General features: G+C 47.9%; 17 protein-coding genes. 14 read left to right on the forward strand and 3 right to left on the reverse strand.

Features of this window, described 5'->3' with window-relative positions:
• The first annotated feature begins 488 nt into the window (after positions 1–488).
• From H6570_14595 to H6570_14645, 11 genes are all read left to right on the forward strand, one after another.
• Positions 489–1,484, forward strand: coding sequence for an acetyl-CoA carboxylase carboxyltransferase subunit alpha (locus H6570_14595; GenBank protein ID MCB9320507.1), 996 nt, complete (start codon positions 489–491; stop codon positions 1,482–1,484).
• A gap of 1 nt (position 1,485) precedes the next feature.
• Complete coding sequence (locus H6570_14600; protein ID MCB9320508.1) at positions 1,486–2,028, forward strand: hypothetical protein; 543 nt, start codon at positions 1,486–1,488, stop codon at positions 2,026–2,028.
• The gene (locus H6570_14605) at positions 2,021–2,914 is read left to right on the forward strand and encodes a 4-hydroxy-tetrahydrodipicolinate synthase (protein MCB9320509.1); all 894 of its coding nucleotides are present in this window, start codon (positions 2,021–2,023) and stop codon (positions 2,912–2,914) included. The genes H6570_14600 and H6570_14605 overlap by 8 nt, the downstream gene beginning before the upstream one ends.
• Before the next feature lie 155 nt (positions 2,915–3,069).
• A complete protein-coding gene (locus tag H6570_14610; protein MCB9320510.1) occupies positions 3,070–4,980 on the forward strand; it encodes a tetratricopeptide repeat protein in 1,911 nt (636 codons plus the stop codon).
• A gap of 100 nt (positions 4,981–5,080) precedes the next feature.
• Entirely contained in the window at positions 5,081–5,632 is a 552-nt protein-coding gene (locus H6570_14615) for a hypothetical protein (GenBank protein MCB9320511.1), read from the forward strand.
• A 143-nt stretch (positions 5,633–5,775) separates the two neighbouring features.
• A complete protein-coding gene (locus H6570_14620; protein ID MCB9320512.1) occupies positions 5,776–6,339 on the forward strand; it encodes a hypothetical protein in 564 nt (187 codons plus the stop codon).
• 294 nt (positions 6,340–6,633) lie between these two features.
• On the forward strand, positions 6,634–7,437 hold the full coding sequence (locus H6570_14625) for a hypothetical protein (GenBank protein MCB9320513.1): 804 nt from the start codon (positions 6,634–6,636) through the stop codon (positions 7,435–7,437).
• 261 nt (positions 7,438–7,698) lie between these two features.
• Positions 7,699–8,322: a response regulator transcription factor gene (locus tag H6570_14630; GenBank protein MCB9320514.1), complete on the forward strand. Its 624-nt coding sequence runs from the start codon at positions 7,699–7,701 to the stop codon at positions 8,320–8,322.
• 29 nt (positions 8,323–8,351) lie between these two features.
• A complete protein-coding gene (locus tag H6570_14635; protein ID MCB9320515.1) occupies positions 8,352–8,513 on the forward strand; it encodes a hypothetical protein in 162 nt (53 codons plus the stop codon).
• Between the two features lie 65 nt (positions 8,514–8,578).
• Complete coding sequence (locus tag H6570_14640) at positions 8,579–8,956, forward strand: hypothetical protein (GenBank protein MCB9320516.1); 378 nt, start codon at positions 8,579–8,581, stop codon at positions 8,954–8,956.
• 128 nt (positions 8,957–9,084) lie between these two features.
• Positions 9,085–9,708 carry an NAD(P)H-dependent oxidoreductase gene (locus H6570_14645; GenBank protein ID MCB9320517.1) on the forward strand — a complete coding sequence of 208 codons (624 nt, stop codon included), beginning with the start codon at positions 9,085–9,087 and terminating at the stop codon, positions 9,706–9,708.
• Positions 9,709–9,785: 77 nt separating this feature from the next.
• Here the strand turns inward: H6570_14645 and H6570_14650 are convergent, their stop codons facing one another.
• Genes H6570_14650 through H6570_14660 form a run of 3 tightly spaced genes read right to left on the reverse strand, consistent with a single transcriptional unit; the run spans position 9,786 to position 15,435 of the window.
• Positions 9,786–11,474 carry a putative transporter gene (locus H6570_14650; protein ID MCB9320518.1) on the reverse strand — a complete coding sequence of 563 codons (1,689 nt, stop codon included), beginning with the start codon at positions 11,472–11,474 and terminating at the stop codon, positions 9,786–9,788.
• 16 nt (positions 11,475–11,490) lie between these two features.
• Positions 11,491–13,365, reverse strand: a complete 1,875-nt coding sequence (locus H6570_14655; GenBank protein ID MCB9320519.1) for a CocE/NonD family hydrolase — start codon at positions 13,363–13,365, stop codon at positions 11,491–11,493.
• Between the two features lie 45 nt (positions 13,366–13,410).
• Positions 13,411–15,435: a S9 family peptidase gene (locus tag H6570_14660; GenBank protein MCB9320520.1), complete on the reverse strand. Its 2,025-nt coding sequence runs from the start codon at positions 15,433–15,435 to the stop codon at positions 13,411–13,413.
• A gap of 151 nt (positions 15,436–15,586) precedes the next feature.
• Between H6570_14660 and H6570_14665 the strand changes: the two genes are divergently transcribed.
• From H6570_14665 to H6570_14675, 3 genes are all read left to right on the forward strand, one after another.
• Positions 15,587–16,471, forward strand: a complete 885-nt coding sequence (locus H6570_14665) for a hypothetical protein (protein MCB9320521.1) — start codon at positions 15,587–15,589, stop codon at positions 16,469–16,471.
• A 62-nt stretch (positions 16,472–16,533) separates the two neighbouring features.
• On the forward strand, positions 16,534–16,812 hold the full coding sequence (locus H6570_14670) for a hypothetical protein (protein MCB9320522.1): 279 nt from the start codon (positions 16,534–16,536) through the stop codon (positions 16,810–16,812).
• 222 nt (positions 16,813–17,034) lie between these two features.
• On the forward strand, positions 17,035–18,000 hold the full coding sequence (locus H6570_14675; GenBank protein ID MCB9320523.1) for a glycosyltransferase family 2 protein: 966 nt from the start codon (positions 17,035–17,037) through the stop codon (positions 17,998–18,000).
• Positions 18,001–18,035: the final 35 nt, after the last annotated feature.

Consider the following 18,035-nt stretch of genomic DNA (forward strand, 5'->3'; position numbering starts at 1 on the left):
TAGCCCTGCATGCGGTAATTTGCAAGCGTGGCAAGATTGGTGCGTATGAAGGTCAGGCTGGTTATCAGAAGTATATGAAAAACAGGATATGTGTTCATAAAGCACACCCGGCAATTCTTCCAATAGGACTTGTTACTTTTCGAGCGTAATCAAATGATCCTATGCTGTTCACCCAAGTACTTCATTCAGTTTTTGCTTCCACCCTGGAATCCTACGAAATTCCAAAAAATGTACGAAGCCAGATACTCAACGTGTCAGGAATTTTGAATCCAGGACCTGAACTTCAGGTTGATATATTGATAATACGGCAATAAAATGATTTACACAGACCTGAATGTACAATTCAACCAATTTCGAAAAGCGCAGGGAAATGCCCATTTGGTAACTGTTCCAGAAGAATCAGTACGCAAAGAAATTCAAAAATGACTCAAATTTGAACTTGACGCCACTGCAAATTCTTACCTTTACCCGGACAACCAATTTGGAGAATGGTATTTCTAGATTTTGAAAAGCCCCTGGAAAGCCTCTACGAACAACTTGACAAGATCAAGCAGGTCGCAGAGCAAGGTGATGTGGATGTTTCTGCAACCATCCAGGAGATAGAGAACAAGATCAAGGCAAAGAAAAAGGAAATCTACACCAATCTGACCGGTTGGCAGCGGGTGCAATTATCCAGGCATCCGGAACGGCCCTATACCCTCTATTACATCAGCCAGATCTGCAAAAAATTCATTGAGCTCCACGGTGACCGCAACATTGGCGACGACAAAGCTATAGTTGGCGGTTTGGCCAAGATCAATGGTGACACGTTAATGATCATTGGCCATCAGAAGGGCATCAATACCAAGATGCGCCAGTATCGCAATTTCGGCATGGCCAATCCGGAAGGGTACCGCAAAGCGCTCCGGCTGATGAAAATGGCTGAAAAATTCGGCTTCCCGATCGTTTGTTTTATTGACACCCCCGGAGCTTATCCCGGCATCGAAGCTGAAGAGCGCGGCCAGGCTGAAGCGATCGCGCGCAATCTTTTTGAGATGGTGAAACTGCGGGTCCCGGTGATTTGCTACATCATCGGTGAGGGCGCATCCGGAGGAGCATTGGGTATCGGTGTTGGAGACCGGGTGTTCATGCTGGAGAACTCCTGGTATTCCGTCATTTCGCCGGAAAACTGTTCAACCATCCTCTGGCGGACCTGGGATTATAAGGAACAAGCAGCCGAAGCGCTCAAACTCACGGCCGATCACATGCTGGAATTCGGCCTGATCGATGACATCGTTAAAGAACCGCTGGGCGGTGCCCACACGGATCCCGAGACCATGGCGAAGGCCCTGAAAAAACACATCAAAAAAGAACTGACGGCCTTAAGCGAAATGACTCCGGAAGCGCGGATCACAGCCCGAATCGATAAATATGCCAATATGGGCCATTTTGCCGTACGACCTCCTGAAGCGGAAATTGAGCCTACGGTTCAAGAAGAGTCCTGATATGATGCAATGGGTCCAGCACCTGCGGGAAAAGATCTTCCTGAAGATCCTGCAAAATGTCCACAGACGTCCCGAAGACACCGCATACATGGATCCGAACATGCGGGTTACCAGTATCGGAATTCTCTTTGACGGCACCTATCCGGAAGACCGGCAGGTACTGGATCAGCTGGTTCAGCAATTGCGGCAGTCCAACAACCAGGTTCTCGTACTGGGTTACATCGACAACTATTCCATCGCCTCCACCTACCCTTTTAAGCACTTTTACAAAAAGCATGTGAATTGGCTGTATGTCCCAAAACATCCCGATATCAATCAATTTACCCGCATCCGCTGTGACATCTTACTGAACCTGGGCAGGCCGGACTTATTGCCCCTGCACTACATAGCCAAACAAGCGATGGCATCCTTCAAGGTAGGGCCACACTACCCGGGCATTGAAATTTACGATGTCATGGTCCACGCACCCAATGAACATACCCTGGACGGCTTCATTGCCAATGTAAAACGATTGTTAAAAAACATACAATACCGGAATGACTAGTCAACCGACATTCTGGGGCACCGGAGTTGCCCTCGTCACCCCATTGCATCTGGATGGCACCATCGACTGGGAGCAACTGGCCCGGGTTATCGACCACGTTCTATCAGGAGGTGTAGAGTACATCGTTTCACTGGGCACGACCGGAGAGGCTGTGACATTGACCACGCAGGAGTGCAAACAGATCGTGCGGTTTACCATCGGTGAAGTCAAAGGAAGAGTACCGGTGGTTGTCGGGCTTTTTGGAAGCAACTGGACGGCTAAGTTGGTGCAATATGTCCGTGATTTTGATTTTACCGGCATCGACGGGATCCTTTCCAGTAGCCCGGCTTATACCAAACCTTCGCAGGAAGGCCTGTTTCAACACTACGCGGCCCTGGCAAAGGAGAGTCCGGTCCCCATCATTCTTTATAATGTCCCCGGACGAACCGGCATGAACATCGCCCCGGAGACCATGTTCCGACTGGCTAAAGCCCATGAAAACATCGTTGCGGTGAAAGAAGCTTCCGGTAATCTGGACCAGATCCAGAAATTAACGAAGCATGCCCCGGAAAACTTTACCATCCTTTCAGGGGATGATCCTTCTGTCCTTTCCCATATGGTTCACGGCGTAAAAGGCGCCATTTCGGTGATAGCCAATGCTTACCCACGTACCTTTTCCGATATGATCCGGCTCGGGCTACAGGGGAAATTTGCTGAAGCAGATGTATTGCACAAACAGATGCAGGACGTTCATCCGTGGCTTTATGTGGAGGGCAATCCGGTGGGAATCAAAGCCGCCATGCAACATCTGGGGTTCGGATCACGACAGGTCCGCCTGCCGCTGGTACCTATGTCAGAAGGCAACAGACAAAAGCTGATCGAAGCCATTCAGGCGAGTGGGTTATAGAGGACCCAATTTAGCCCAAAACTATACCCAGGTACAGCATGGAATGTGCCCGGAAACCGGATCTTACCAACTTGTCATTGTGCCTAATCAATTTCTGGTAGCAGTTAAATCATCCTGATACAGTGAATCGTTATTCCTATCCTTTCCATTCAATAATGAAAAGAGCCAAAAGTGGCTGGCTGCCGGGATGGATTCTTATTACACTCTTCGCCTTTCCATTACCTGCGCGATGTCAGGAAATGTCCCGCGACACGCTGATCTGGCATGCCAATGATTATTTCAACAAGAGTTTCAATCAGGCTCGTCGCAACTCTGATCTGGCCCAGATTTATGCCGATTCGTCAAAGATGCTTTATGAAGCAGCTGACGAACCGTATGGTGTGATGCGCTACGATTATCTGATGGGTGTGATTGAACGTTTCAGAGGCAATTTCCCAAAGGCCAAAGAACATTTGAATGAATTTCTGGTGGCTGCCATTGATAAAAAGGATACGCTAAAGATGGCTGACACTCATTTCCAGCTGGGTACGATACTCCAGAATCAGGGACTGCTCGATGAAGCCATCGAACACGGGTATGCATCCATACGACTCTATGAAGCAGCCGGTTATCCACAGTATACAGCTGATAGCTACACCAACCTGGGTATCATTTATCGAAAACTGAAACAATATGATTCTGCCGAACAGCAATATCGCCGTGCCCTGGAAATAGATGAAGAATTAAATGACCTTGATGGTCAGGCCGGCAACAATGCCAATTTGGGTAACCTTTTCGCCGAGCAGAGCCGCTATGAAGAAGCCATCCAGTGCTACCGGAGGGCCATGCGTTTCGACTCCTTAAACCAATCGCTGTGGGGATTGGCATATGACCACGAGGATATCGGCAACATGTACAACCATCAGGGTCATTTCCGGGAAGGGCTTAACCAGCATTTTCGGGCGCTGGGTATCCGGCGGAAGCTGCCCCACAAAAGAGAGATCGCGTTCAGCTACCAAAATATTGGCAACACTTATTTTGAATTGCTACAATATGACCGCGCCATCATCTACCTGGATTCGGCAGCTGCGATAGGACGCGACATTCAAGCATTGGAGTTACTAAGTGAAACAGCCCTGGTCAAATCGAAGATCTATGCCCAATCGGGAAACTACCGCCTGGCTTATGCATTCAACCAGGAATATACCAGCCTCCACGACACCCTCATCAATCAGGGTGTTACCGACAAAATAAACACCCTCAATGCCCAATTTGAGACCGAAATAAAAGAGAATCAGATTGCCCTGTTAAACAGTGAAAACGAATTAAAATCATCTCAATTAACTGCCAAAAAAAGACAATTAGCCGGTCTTATGATTGCGCTAGCCTTATTTGCCTTCCTAACGGCACTGGTTTACCGGCTGTACAGCAGAACAGAGTCGCAGAAAAAACTCATTTCCAAAAACCTGGATGAGAAGGAGATCCTCCTGCGGGAAATTCACCATCGCGTAAAAAACAATCTGCAATTCATATCTTCTCTGCTAAACCTCCAGACAGAACACATTGATGATGAAAAAGCTCTGAGTGCATTGCAGGAGGGCCAGGACCGCGTACAATCCATGGCACTCATCCATCAGAATCTTTACCAGGAGGACAACCTGACCGGTGTCAAAGTAAAAGACTATTTCATCAAACTCATCCGCAACCTTTTTGATTCGTACAACATTCGCAAGAATCAAATTGAATTAGAATTGGAGGTAGAAGACCTGAATCTTGACGTAGACACTGTCATTCCTATCGGGTTAATCATCAATGAACTGGTTAGCAATAGTCTGAAATATGCATTCCCGGGTAAACGACAGGGCAACATCCTGGTTAGACTTGAGGAAAGGGACGACCGACTGGAATTGAAGGTTCGTGACAATGGCAAGGGCATCAGTTCCCAGGAAATGGAACAACTGGGCAGCTCATTTGGGTATCGTCTAATCAAGGTATTCCAAAATCAATTAAATGCCGAATTGACGGTTAAAGACCAGGAAGGAATGCTGGTCGAGATAAAAATCCGGAAATACCAGAAAACCAATTAACCTGGAAGCCACCCTACCCCGAATACTATACCTAAGTCTAGCACCCGCCCTTCTGACTCCAATTAACTTGCAGTCATTCGAGAAACTTAATCCAAAAAGGATGTCGAAAAAATTAATTCTCCGGCAGGGATACACCCTACTATTCATTGGCATGTTATTCGTTTCCAACGGATTTTCCCCCTATGGATCGCCCACCTCACCAATGGTTTCAAAGGTCACCTTTCACGTGTTCTCGCAAAAAGTATATTATCAGTCCAACGCCAAGTTCGTGCTAAAACTCGCGGCCAATATAAAGACCAGTGGCACCGATGGCACCAGTACAACGGAAAGTGTAGAGGCTGTTCCCAATCCGGATATTCCACAGCCAACCGAAAGCAAAATCAATGAAGAGACCAAAAAAAATTTCTTCCAAAAATTAGTCGCCCTTTTCAAAAAAAAGGACAAAGGCGTCTTAGCCGATCCGAATGGCAATGGGGATTACAACCCCGGTGGAATATTTCCTATCACCATTATACTTACCCCCGGCGATCAGGGTCTCCCTCCAAGAAGTTTAAAAACCAGGACTTACAACTATGAAAATGTCCAGGAATTTGACAATCGGTTTTTACTGGAAGTAGAGGCTTATTTAAAAACTACTTATCCAATTGATTAATTCCTGAGTAATTGATAAATATCCATGACATTTTCTGCGTAGCAGGTCCCAAATAATAAGAACTATACTTGAGTCCAGCGGACCATCCACAACGACCTCTTTAATTTGTATTCATAAATTTTACAATTAATAATCAAACGATCATGAAATTTAATTCAAATCAATGGTTTAAGGCAGTAGCGATGATCGCTCTCCTTGTCCAGACAGTCATTCTTTCCGGACAAACAAAGCCTTCAAATTTCACAGATGCACCAACCATTAATTTTGAAGGGACCATCACCTTTAACAGGCCCATCAATAAGTATTCCATTACACTTGAATACAATTTTAATATACGATGCAGTGCGAGTGAAGGGATTACAGAAGGTCCCTCTTTTTCAGATTTTATTTCCTCATCAAATGCCGGTACTCTGGAATCAAACGAGGAAAGCGCCGTGAGCAGTGCCGCAAAATCCATATATAATGCCATTAAAAAAGCATTTTCACGCAAACCGGTTTGTGGCGTCAAAGCCGACCCAAATGGCAATGGAGACTCAAAAGACTGGGGAGATATCAGCACCATTCCAATTATCATTACCATCACGCCCAGAGCTACCGGCATCTCACTAAGTAATACTAAAACCAAAGTGTTCAGCTATAAAAATATCGACCAATTCAACACTCAATTCTTATTGGAAGTTGAAGGATTTATGAGTCAGGCATTATAATCTCAGGAATTCCATAAAGCATCCTGAAACCAACACTTATGCCAATGGCAAGGACGATCACTTCTGTACCTGAGCACAGGTCAAGCCATCCGAAAAAGCCATTTATTTACAACACCATTAATAACATAAAATGCAAAACCACGAATTATGAAATTAATTAAAAGCCTGGAATCCGGTTAATATCAAAACCGGATCATACACTCAAAAATCGCACTAAAAGCGCATTAAAGATCAACATTCAAAAAACAGAATATTCAGACTGTCAATTTCTATCATCAACTAAAATCATCAGCCATGAAAATCGTATTCAAAGCAATTATCCTGACCATCAGCACCCTGGCCTTGTTACCAATAGCCCATGCTCAGGATAAACTATACTATTCTCCGGATATTTACAAACAGATGGTTGCTGCCTATGAAAGCGCCAATCTAAAATTGGGTACAGACAAACTTTCAAAATCGGTGCGCTACGAAGTACTTAAAATGATGGCGCTTACTCCCAGCAGCAAGGCATCTAAAATAAATGCCATCGGTGCATGTGCCCTAAAAAAAGGTTACTTAAAATCATCTGAACTGGGATTGATCAACAACTTTTTAAAAATGGAAGTAGCCGGTGACTTAAGTGGTTCGCTAAAAGCAATCTCAGCTATGCGCAATTGCAAACCCAGTTCGGCCATCATGTCAGAAATTGTCAGGCAACTGAATACGGAATCTTCAGGTTCTACGCCACACACCGCAACAGAAAACGAATCTTCTCCCGCTCCGTCCGGAAATATTGACGGGAGCACGATCGATGACATAGGGGATGCGGTGGAAGATGTAATAGAAGCCGAAGGAGTTGTCTTTGGCGCTATCACAGGCGCTATAGCCGGAGCTGAAGGCGGGCCCGCGGGGGCAATTGCAGGGGCCGGAGTCGGAGCACAGATTGGAAAAGCCGTCGGAGAAGCTGCCGCATCCGTTTGGAGGGTGGTCTACAACTTTCTTTTCAAGAAGAAAGAAGATGGAGTCATTGCCGGGCCAAATGGTGAAGATTGTCAAGAACCTTTTACTCTGCCTTCTACAGAGGGGCTTCCATCACTCCCACCACCACGTAATTGATGGAAAATCCACTAATCTTTTGTCAGCAAGAGTCTGCCCGGATCTGCGGTCAGGCTCTTATGACATTTATTATGAAATCCCAGGCACCCGATTCCGGATCCGTCAGTCAGTCATGAGATGCCTATTATGAAAATTGATTTTGTATTCCCGGTGACTAACGATTTCGTTGTGACATGTCATCCAGGCCGGAAAAGCAGGATAGCCAACCGCTTCAACAATAATATTATACCTTACTTTCGAAAAAATTACAATTTCTGCACTATGACCGATGTATCCATCCTGATCATCGAAGATGAAGGAATCGTTGCCGAAGACATTGCAAGCCGGTTACGGAAATTGGGATATGAAGTAGCCGGAATCAAGAACAGCAGTGAGCAGGCATTGAATTTTTTGGCCATCCATAGTCCTGACCTCATCTTGTGCGATATCATGATCGACGGAGAACTGGATGGCATTCAGGTAGCTGAACAGATCTACAATGCCAAAAAGATACCGCTGATCTTTGTCACCGCGCTGGCAGACCGCAATACCCTGGAGCGGGCTAAAAAAGTACTTCCATACGGCTACATTGTTAAGCCGATTGATAATCACGATTTGCTAACAGCCATCGAACTGGCACTGTACAAACACAGCATGGAGCTGGAAAAACTGGCTATTACAACGGATAAGATCAATAGTATCACCAATGCTCCGGTGACCGAACGGGAATTTGAAATGCTGACCGATATTATGAAAGGTCTGACCAATGCGCAAATCAGCGAATCCAGATTCATCTCTGTCAGCACGGTGAAATTTCACATTGGTAAATTACTGGAGAAAATGGAAGTCACCAACCGGGCAGACGCCCTGCACAAGATCATTTCACTGATTACGGATACGCATTAGATTACAGACACCAAACATTTGGCACGAGCATGGAAGAAGAAAATCAGGAAAAAATTCAAATCAACCAGGCTCATCAGTTTGCAGCCTATTATTCCAAATTCTTTTTAGAACAACTGGATAAAGAACTTGACCAGTATCATCTCGGTGATCCGGAAACTTACCCGGATCCCGACGAACAAAAAGAGGGTTAGGATTGTCATTATAGTAGTAGCGGGTTTAGTTTCCGCTCAAACATGTGTCTAAAACCATGCGCATCATGAAACCCAAATCAAAATCCGACAAAAAGGCGTACCCGCATTATCCGGCCAAAGAAGATATCTATAAGCATGAGGAAAAGGTGCCGCTGGACGTATCTGGAAACCCCTTAAAGCCGTCGGTTAAACGGGCTGCCAAATCGTCGGTATCTGCTCCGGAAAATCAACTTGGAGATTCCGAGGCGGAACAAAAGGAAAACAAGCGCATATTCACCGACGCTGAGGATGATGGCTGGAATGAAGCCAATTTCGATGAGGAGCACACCGGTGACGACCTTGATGTTCCGGGCAGTGAGGAAGATGATGATCAGGAAGATATTGGTGAAGAGGACGAAGAAAACAACTACTACAGCCTGGGTGGCGACCGGCATGATGCATAATCGGGGGCTTCCAAGTATAAAATTCATATAATTTTTTTTGAGGAAAGTAATTATCTTGCTGGCTATGCAGACCATGATTTAAAGTAGGATTGGTACGCATTATAGAAAAACCTCAAAAAAACCAAAAAATGAAACTTTTACATGTCAACGCCTCTCCAAGAGGTGCGCAGTCGCGTACGTTGGAGATTAGTAAAGAATTTACCTCTACCCTAAAAGCCCGTTATCCGGATTTAGAAATCAAAGAACTGGATCTCAACAAGATCGAACTGCCCAAAGTAGTAGGTGGCGCTGTCGATGCCAAATACGCCATCATGCAAGGGGGTGCTCCCAGTGAAGATGCCAGATCTACCTGGGAGGAAATCGTGGCATTAGCCAGCGATTTTGTTAATCACGACATGTACCTGATCTCCTGTCCGATGTGGAACTTCTCCATACCCTACCGGTTGAAGCAATACATAGACATTATCATGCAGGCAGGTATCCTGTTTAACTTCACTGAAAATGGCGTGGAAGGACTCGCCAAGGGTAAAAAAATGTATTGCATTACCACACGGGGAAGCAATTATGCCAAGGGAAGTCCCATGGAGCAATTCGACTTCATTGAGCCTTACCTCCGGTCAATATTTGGTTTTGCGGGCATCTATGATATCACATTCGTAAACGCACAACCACTGGATTATGCACCCGGCATCACCCAATCCAGTATGAACCTGGCGAAACATGAAGCCCAGCAAATGGCAGCGGCCATTTAATTGCCAATAAAAGACATATTATCCCGGTGGGGTTCCGATGTACAGGCTCCACCGGATTTTTTTTACAGGCTCTCTGATCAGGTAAACAATAAGACAAGCAACTGCGCAACAAATATCCGGAAGATGGTAACGAGCGGATAGACCTGAGCATAGGATGCTATGGGTACATCCGAGTTCAAATAAGAAGTACTGAATGACAAAGCTGCCGGATCGGTATAGCCGCCGCTCATTAGCCCGGCTAACTGAAGGAAATTAAGTTTCATAAAAAAACCGCCTACCAGCACCATCAGGATCAGTGGAACAAAGGTGATCACTGAACCGTAGACCAGCCACATCCAGCCGTTGTATTGCACAAAATAGTCGTAAAAGTGTTCACCGGCATGGACACCCACCGCTGCAAAGAACAAACTGATACCCAGATCCTTCATGAAATGAATTGCACCGGTGTTGATGTAGGAGTGGATGAAACTGATGCCTCCATAGCGGCTGACGAATAGCGCCATGATCAGCGGTCCCGCAGCAAAACCCAGCCGGATGGGTACTGGCAAACTCGGGATAAGGATTGGAATCGATCCCAATAATATTCCTAAGAGCAGCCCGCCAAACAATGAAAGAAAATCCGGTTCCAGTAATTTCTTTTCCGAATTCCCGATAATCTTCTCCGCCTCATCAATAGCTTCAGGACTCCCTACCACCCGCAGTTTATCACCAAAGAACAATACCAGTGAAGGCCGTGCCAGCAATTCCCTGCCAGCCCGGTACACCCGTGTTACTTTAAGATCGTAGGTATTGTAAAGATCCAGCTCCGTCAGTTTTTTGTGCATGGCTGACTTACGGGTAACAAAAAGTGTCCTGCTGATCAGCCCAGTGCTGGTCTCGATGAATGAGTCATTGGACTCCCTTCCGACCGCCGCGATGAATTCATCTACATCTTTTTCCAGGCCTACAACCATCATCACATCCCCTTTCTGCAGATGTGTGTCCATGGTTGGGGAGAAAACATCCTTAAAACCACTGTGCTTCATGCGGGAAATAACCACCTCCTTATCCAGGTTCTTAAGCACCTGGTGCAAGGTCTGGCCTTCGATCTCCGGATTGATGATCCGGCACTTCTTATGGATCAATGGCTCCTCACGGTTAATCCGCATCATACGAAACTTCTTCAACTCCTTGTCAGGATCCACCTTTAGCAGGAGTTTGGAACCAATGATCGAAAAGATAATCCCAAAGACACCCAGCGGGTAAGTGATCGCATAGCCTATCGCCGGGTCGTTCAGTACCCGCTCCGGGTACTGTTGTCCGATTTCCGTCAATACACTCTTGGCAGCTCCCAGTCCGGGAGTATTGGTGACAGCTCCGGACATGATGCCCACCACATTTTCGATAGGAAGACCGGTGAAGCGGAATACACCATAAGCCATCAGCCCGCCCATCAGGACCATGCCTACTGCCAATAAATTGAACCGGAGCCCTTCGGCCCGGAACGAAGAAAAAAACGAGGGCCCTACCTGCAATCCAATACCATAAACAAAGAATATAAGCCCCAGGTCACGGATAAAATCAAGGATATCGGTTTCGATCCGGTATCCAAAATGACCCAGCAGCAGTCCGGTAAACATTATGGCTGCAACCCCCAACGAGATTTTGCGCACCCGGATCCGGCCGACAAATACGCCGGTGCCAATAGCCAGCATGATAACGACCAGGGACTGGATGACGCCTGGATTTTCGGACGGATAGAGCAGGTCATGGATCCAGTCAAACATAGGTTTTTTGTTTAATTCACTTCCGGACCGGCAACTTTATCTGTGATGGATATTTACTGGAATGGTGAATGGCATTCTTTGCGATCACGCCTTCCGATTCATCGAAGTTATTGCCGCCCGTATTCAAATTGCGCACAAACCTAGGAAAATTACTGCTGGATATTTCAATCCGGATGCGATGACCTTTGTCAAAATAGTTGCTGGTGGCCATCGGAGAAAGTTCCAGTTTATATACCTGGCCATCGGTCATAAATACCTCTTTGTCGTAACCTTCCCGGTAACGTGCCCGCTGGATGGTTTCATCCAGGTTGTACGCCGTACCGTCGGGATAGACATCGATCAGTTTGATGGTAAAATCACTATCCTTGGCATCGGAAGAGACATAGAGGATGGACTCAATATTTCCAGTCACTTCGACCCCTTCAGCAAGCGGATCCGTTGTGTAAACCAGGACATCCTGACGTGCCTCCACCTCGCGCTGATCCCTGGCTCCGCCCTGGATGGCATTGCCAGTACAGCACACATTGCCTCCATGAGAAGGTACAGGATTCATTGGGTCATAGACATAATGATCTGCCTGATCCTGCGCCGGTACCTGCATGGTCAGTTTGCCATCACCATACATCGTATTGGCATCGCCGCCGCTGGCCAGGTAATAGGTTTGTAGCTTGACATCCTGGGGAGGCCATGTCTCCGCGGATTGCCATTTGTTGCTCCCCATGGTATAATAGCGGACATGAGGCATTGACTTCAGCTGACCTTCATCATCACCTTTCAGCCAGTAATCAAACCAGCCGTAGATCATTCCGGAATAATCCAGACGGGCATCACCTACGGAGCGCTCGCCGACAATCGTATTCTCCGTAGCACGGGTATAACTGCAGTGTAAAGTAGGGGCAATGACCATATACTGGTTATCGCGAACCTGAGGATCCGGGGCTGTTTCGCGGACATGATTGAACAATGCGAGGTTAGGCCCAACCGACACATCATACCAGCAGGCAAACCAGAAGGAGGGTACGCCAATGTCCATATTATCATGGACCAGCCCGCCTTTGTACCAATCCGGATCATTGGGTTTGCGACGGATCATTTTATCGTAGATCTCCCTTTTACCATGAATATTCTGCAGGATATCGGTGACCGGCAGATGCGCCAGGGCCGTGTCCATGCCTACCGGTGGATTTTCCGGTGCCAGATCGTAGAACCGGCTGATCCGGATCAGGTCTTCCTGGGTAGCTCCCTCCGGAATACGCGGCTTGAATTTATCGTGCTCCACACCATAAAGCCAGGCAAAGAACAACATTTGCTCAGCACCACCGCGGTACCAGTTGCCCTGCTCATAAAATTTTCCTACCCGGCCAACACCGGCCCCGTAGGATTGCGGGACCATGGCTGCATGTGCCGGATGATCGAGGGCGGCAACCGCCATCTGCCATTCCGCAGTGGAAGAACAACCCAGTGTTCCAATCTTTCCATTGCACCAGGATTGTTTTTGCAGCCAGTCAAAGGCATCGTAACCATCGGTGAGCGGGACACCCAGGATATCCCATTCCCCCTCCGAGAAATAACGTCCCCGCTCATTCTGGATCACGTAAGCATAACCATGCTCCACGGCTTCCATAGCATTTTGCAGCGTGCGGGTATGCATTTCACCGTCGCCCCACATATTAAAATTGTAAGGCGTACGCACAAAGATCACCGGTACGGGCTGATCTGTTTTTGGTCGGTAAATGTCCGTACACAGCCGTATGCCATCACGCATGGGCATCATCACTTTTTGATCGATGACGGCTATTTCTGCTAATTGCTCATATGTTTTATCCTGAGCTTTTACTGGTAGTACCTGTATGACGCCGAGCAGTAAAAAGAGATAATAGAATCTGGACATCGTGTTTTTTTTATCGGTCTGAAAGAATATTTATACCATGTGTTGCTAGGGATGGCGATCAAACCAAGCCAGGATATGAGCCACCTTACTGACCAGATAACTTGGTCTTCCGGCGATACCATGGCCGGATTCAGGAATGCGCACCATGACTGATTCCACACCCTGCAATTGCAGTGCCCCGTAAAACTGTTCGGTTTCCGCAATGGGAGTACGGTAGTCCACCTCTCCGGTGATCAGCATGGTTGGCGTCCTGACATGACCAACCAGTGAAATCGGGGAACGGGCCATGAAGTGCTCCTGGTTCTCCCAGGGATACCCGGGGAACCAATACTTGTAGTAGTTGGCATAGTTATCAGCATACAGTGAAAAGCTATACCAGTTGATCACCGGCTTGGCCACCACGGCGGCGCGGAACCGGTTGGTCTTGCCAATACTCCAGGCCGTAGGCACTCCCCCTCCGCTGCCTCCGGTGATGTACAGCCGGTCAGGATTAACAAAACCTTTAGCCAGCATGACATCGACACCGGTCATCAGATCGTCATAGTCCTGCCCGGGATAGTTGTGATGGATCTTATTGGCAAATGCATCACCATAACTGGTCGACCCTCTGGGATTGGTGTACAGCACGACATAACCGGCGCTGGCGTAGCACTGGATCTCCATCGAAAATTGGGGACCATAAGATGAGAAAGGCCCTCCATGAATTTCCAGGATCAAAGGATACTTCTTGCTGGCATCAAAATCGGGAGGATAGACGATCCAGCCCTGGATCTGCTGCTGATCGTATGAGGAAGGATATCGGATCATCTCCACCTTTCCCAGGGACCGATAGCTGAAGAGGTCATCGTTTACATGGGTTAAGCGTTTCATGGGTTGACCAGGCTGTTTCACGGCAAGGTCGGCCGGAAATTCCGTGGAGGCCAGGGTATAAGCCACCGTGCCATTATCCGATACGCTGTAAGCGCCACCGGAGTAGGGACGCCCGATGGATAATCCTCCGATGCCGCTGACCAGTCCAGAGCGCTTCCCGTTCATGTCTATTCGCTCAACATAAGTTTCTCCTTCCGAGGTGTAGGAAATGACCAAACCGGAGGCGGTCCAGGCAACAGCTTCCACATCACGGTCAAAATCACAGGTCAGGCATTTGGTGGTAGCGTTACTTAGGGTACGCAGGTAAAGCCGGGTATTGGCATACCCTTTCAGTTCATCATCGAAGCCCAGGTAAGCCAGGAATTTACCATCCGGTGACGGCGTCGGATCGGTATCCGGACCATTACGGTCGGTGAGCATGGTCATTTCTCCGCTGGTCGCATCGATACGGTAAAGTTCAGGATCCCGGGGGTGGTTCTTGACATCGCCATGACGGTTGGAGCTGAAATAGATGGTCTTTGAATCCGGCGACCAGGTCAGAGGTCCCTGGATCTGGAAGTCTCCGGTAGTCATCTGGCGGGGAGTACCTCCGTCGATCGGCAATATAAAAAGCTGACGGTATTCATCACGCAGAAATCCAGCGCCGTCAGCACGGTACATCTGCTTGTCAATGATCTTCGCCGGTTCCGCCCATTTGGCTCCTTCCGGCTTTGGGGGTAGCTTGACATAACTGCGAGGGGTATCGGGTACGGCTATGGTCATGGCGATCCATTGGCCATCCGGTGAAATGCTTATGCTGCCGGGGCTCTTCTGAAGGTTGGTCAGCATGGCTTCGCGGTCATTGCCGAGCCAGTGCATAAACAACTGGGCACCACGTTCCTGGTTAGAAACAAAAATGATGCGGTCGCCATCCGGATGCCACATAGGCTGGCTTACACGCTGCAAGCCTGATGTAATGGGTTGTTCGTTCTGGCCATTGACATCGGTGATCCACAAATTGGCGATACCTCCGTCGGTCATGATGTCATTGCCATTCCTCACAAAGAGGATACGCTGGCCGGCAGGATCAATCGTGGGGCTGGAAATGTTCTCCAACTGAAAAATATCCATGGCTTCCAATGGAGTCTTTGTCTGACTCCAGGCGGCAGATGAAGCCATCAGGCCAGCTGAAAGAACTATAAATTTAAGGTTGAATGGCATGCAATACTGTTTTTGGTAAGACAAAATTTGGGATTGAAAATCCTCACAATCAAAGTTAATAGATCAGGTGGTCTTTACAACTTCTTGCGATACAGAGGCTGAAATATTCAATTGATGATCCTTTACTGTCCTATTGTGTTCTATAGAAGACATGAAAGTAGAATGGGTACGATCTTACCTGGGCCATCAGGCCGCCGTCTATGCCTTGTTGCCTGGCCGGACGGCGGAAGAAGGATTTCTATCCGCCGGAGGAGAAGGCTGGATTGCCCGGTGGCTGGTGGGTAAAGATGATGGACACCTGGTAGGTAAGGCCGATACTTCCCTTTTCGGCCTGGCTCAGATGGATGACCGGCTGGCCGTAGGAGGCCTCGATGCACGACTATACCTGATCGACGAACAAAATAATCAGGTACGGGCTCTCGAAAACCACCGCAAGGGTATTTACCGTTTGTACCGTAATGGTCCTGATCTCATCAGTCTGGGCGCGGACGGAAACCTGACCCGCTGGTCATCCCGGGAATGGTTGCCGGAATTCACCCTGAAAATTTCCCATCATGCGCTGCGCAGTTTCGCCCGGATGGACGAAGACAGTTTATGGGTAGGCTCCAGTGACGGAAATATTTACCTGGTCAACCTGTATAGCGGGCAGGTGTTACAGCAAATCAACGCACACGAACCCAGCGTCTTCAGCTTGGTCTATGATCCGGTACGCGAACTTCTGATCAGCGGTGGCCGCGACGCCCAGATCAAGCAGTGGGACGCCCGGACCGGGAGGCTCATCCAGGTTGTCCCGGCCCATTGGTACACCGTCAATGAATTGCTTTTACACCCGACCCAATCATTACTGGCATCTGCCAGCCGCGACCGCACCATCAAACTGTGGGATCCCGTTTCTCTGGAACTGATCAAGGTGATCGAAACACCGAAGTTTCCCGGGCACATCCGGTCGGTCAATACGCTTGCCTGGCTGGATGAAGAAACACTTTTAAGTGGCGGCGATGACCGGAGTATTATTGAATGGAAGATCAGCTATTGAATGCCCGTTCCCTTTGAATCGCATGACGAATCCTAAATTGCATCGAAATTGAAACAAAAGCCATGACAACCAATACGACCAAAGCCATTTTTCTCGTCAGCCTGCTGAGTACCATCGTTGGAGGATACCTCTATCTGGAGGATGTCCCCGGGAGCCCTACCCTGCTGACCATCGGCGTACTGAGCCAATTGGTTTTCACCATATGGGCGCTGTATGAGATCTGGTCAAAATCCAATCTGGTCCAACTGGACAAAATCGTCTGGACCGCTGCCTTTGTGGTGCTCAACGGCATTGCCGGGATCTTCTTTTATTTCGTGTACCGTGACAAGATGGTTGATTAGACGGGAGATTTGAGACGGGAGATTTGAGATTTCAGATTTGAGATTTCAGATGGTTGGTGTTAGATGTTAGTTGTTTGGGGTTTGGGGTTAGATGATAGCAAATCGACGATATTTCACTCATCACAACGGAAACACGTCAATACTTAAACGACACTGCTGCTACTTATGAAGCCTCTGCTTACTTTTGTCACTTTTCATTACATTTGCCGATAATATGTAATCATGGACCATCCAGCGATTTCCTTAGTGATTCCACTCCTCAATGAAGCCGAGTCCCTGCCGGAACTCGAAGCCTGGATCCGCAAGGTTGCCGAAGCCCACGGATTGACCTATGAGATCATTTTTATCGACGACGGCAGCACCGATGGCTCGTGGGAGGTCATCCAGCAATTGGCCAGGAAAAATGCTGCAGTCCGCGCCATTCGTTTCCGCCGCAATTACGGGAAATCAGCAGCCCTGAACACTGCCTTTCAGGCTACCACCGGAGATGTGGTGATCACCATGGACGCTGACCTGCAGGATAGTCCGGATGAAATACCCGAACTATACCGTATGATCACCGAGGATGGCTGGGATCTTGTATCGGGCTGGAAGAAAAAGCGGTACGATCCCCTTTCCAAAACCATACCGACCAAGATCTACAATGCCGTCGTTCGCAGGATGAGTGGACTCAAACTGCATGACTTCAACTGCGGCCTGAAAGCCTATCGCAGCGAGGTCGTGAAAAGCATTGAAGTGTACGGAGAAATGCACCGCTACATTCCAGTCATGGCTAAATGGGCCGGTTTCAAAAAAATAGGTGAGAAAGTCGTTCAGCATCAGGCCCGGAAATACGGGACAAGCAAGTTTGGTTTGTCGCGATTCATCAATGGTCCTTTGGATCTGATCTCCATCATTTTCGTCAGCCGTTTTGGAAAACGACCGATGCATTTGTTCGGCATGCTGGGATTTTTGTTTTTCATCATCGGTTTCTGCATCCTGCTGTATCTAAGCATATCCAAGATCTTCTGGGACACCACGCACATTGCCGACCGGCCGTTATTTTATCTGGGTATCCTGGTGCTGATCGTCGGCTCCCAGTTATTTCTTACCGGCTTTCTGGCAGAACTGATTACCCGCAATGCATCACAACGCAATGTTTATCTCATCTCCGAGAAACTCCGGGTGACGAACGAAATGAACGCCTGACTTTTGTATCATAATCAATAACTTGCGATCTGGCC

The organism is Lewinellaceae bacterium (assembly GCA_020636135.1).
Taxonomy (GTDB): Bacteria; Bacteroidota; Bacteroidia; order Chitinophagales; family Saprospiraceae; genus JAGQXC01.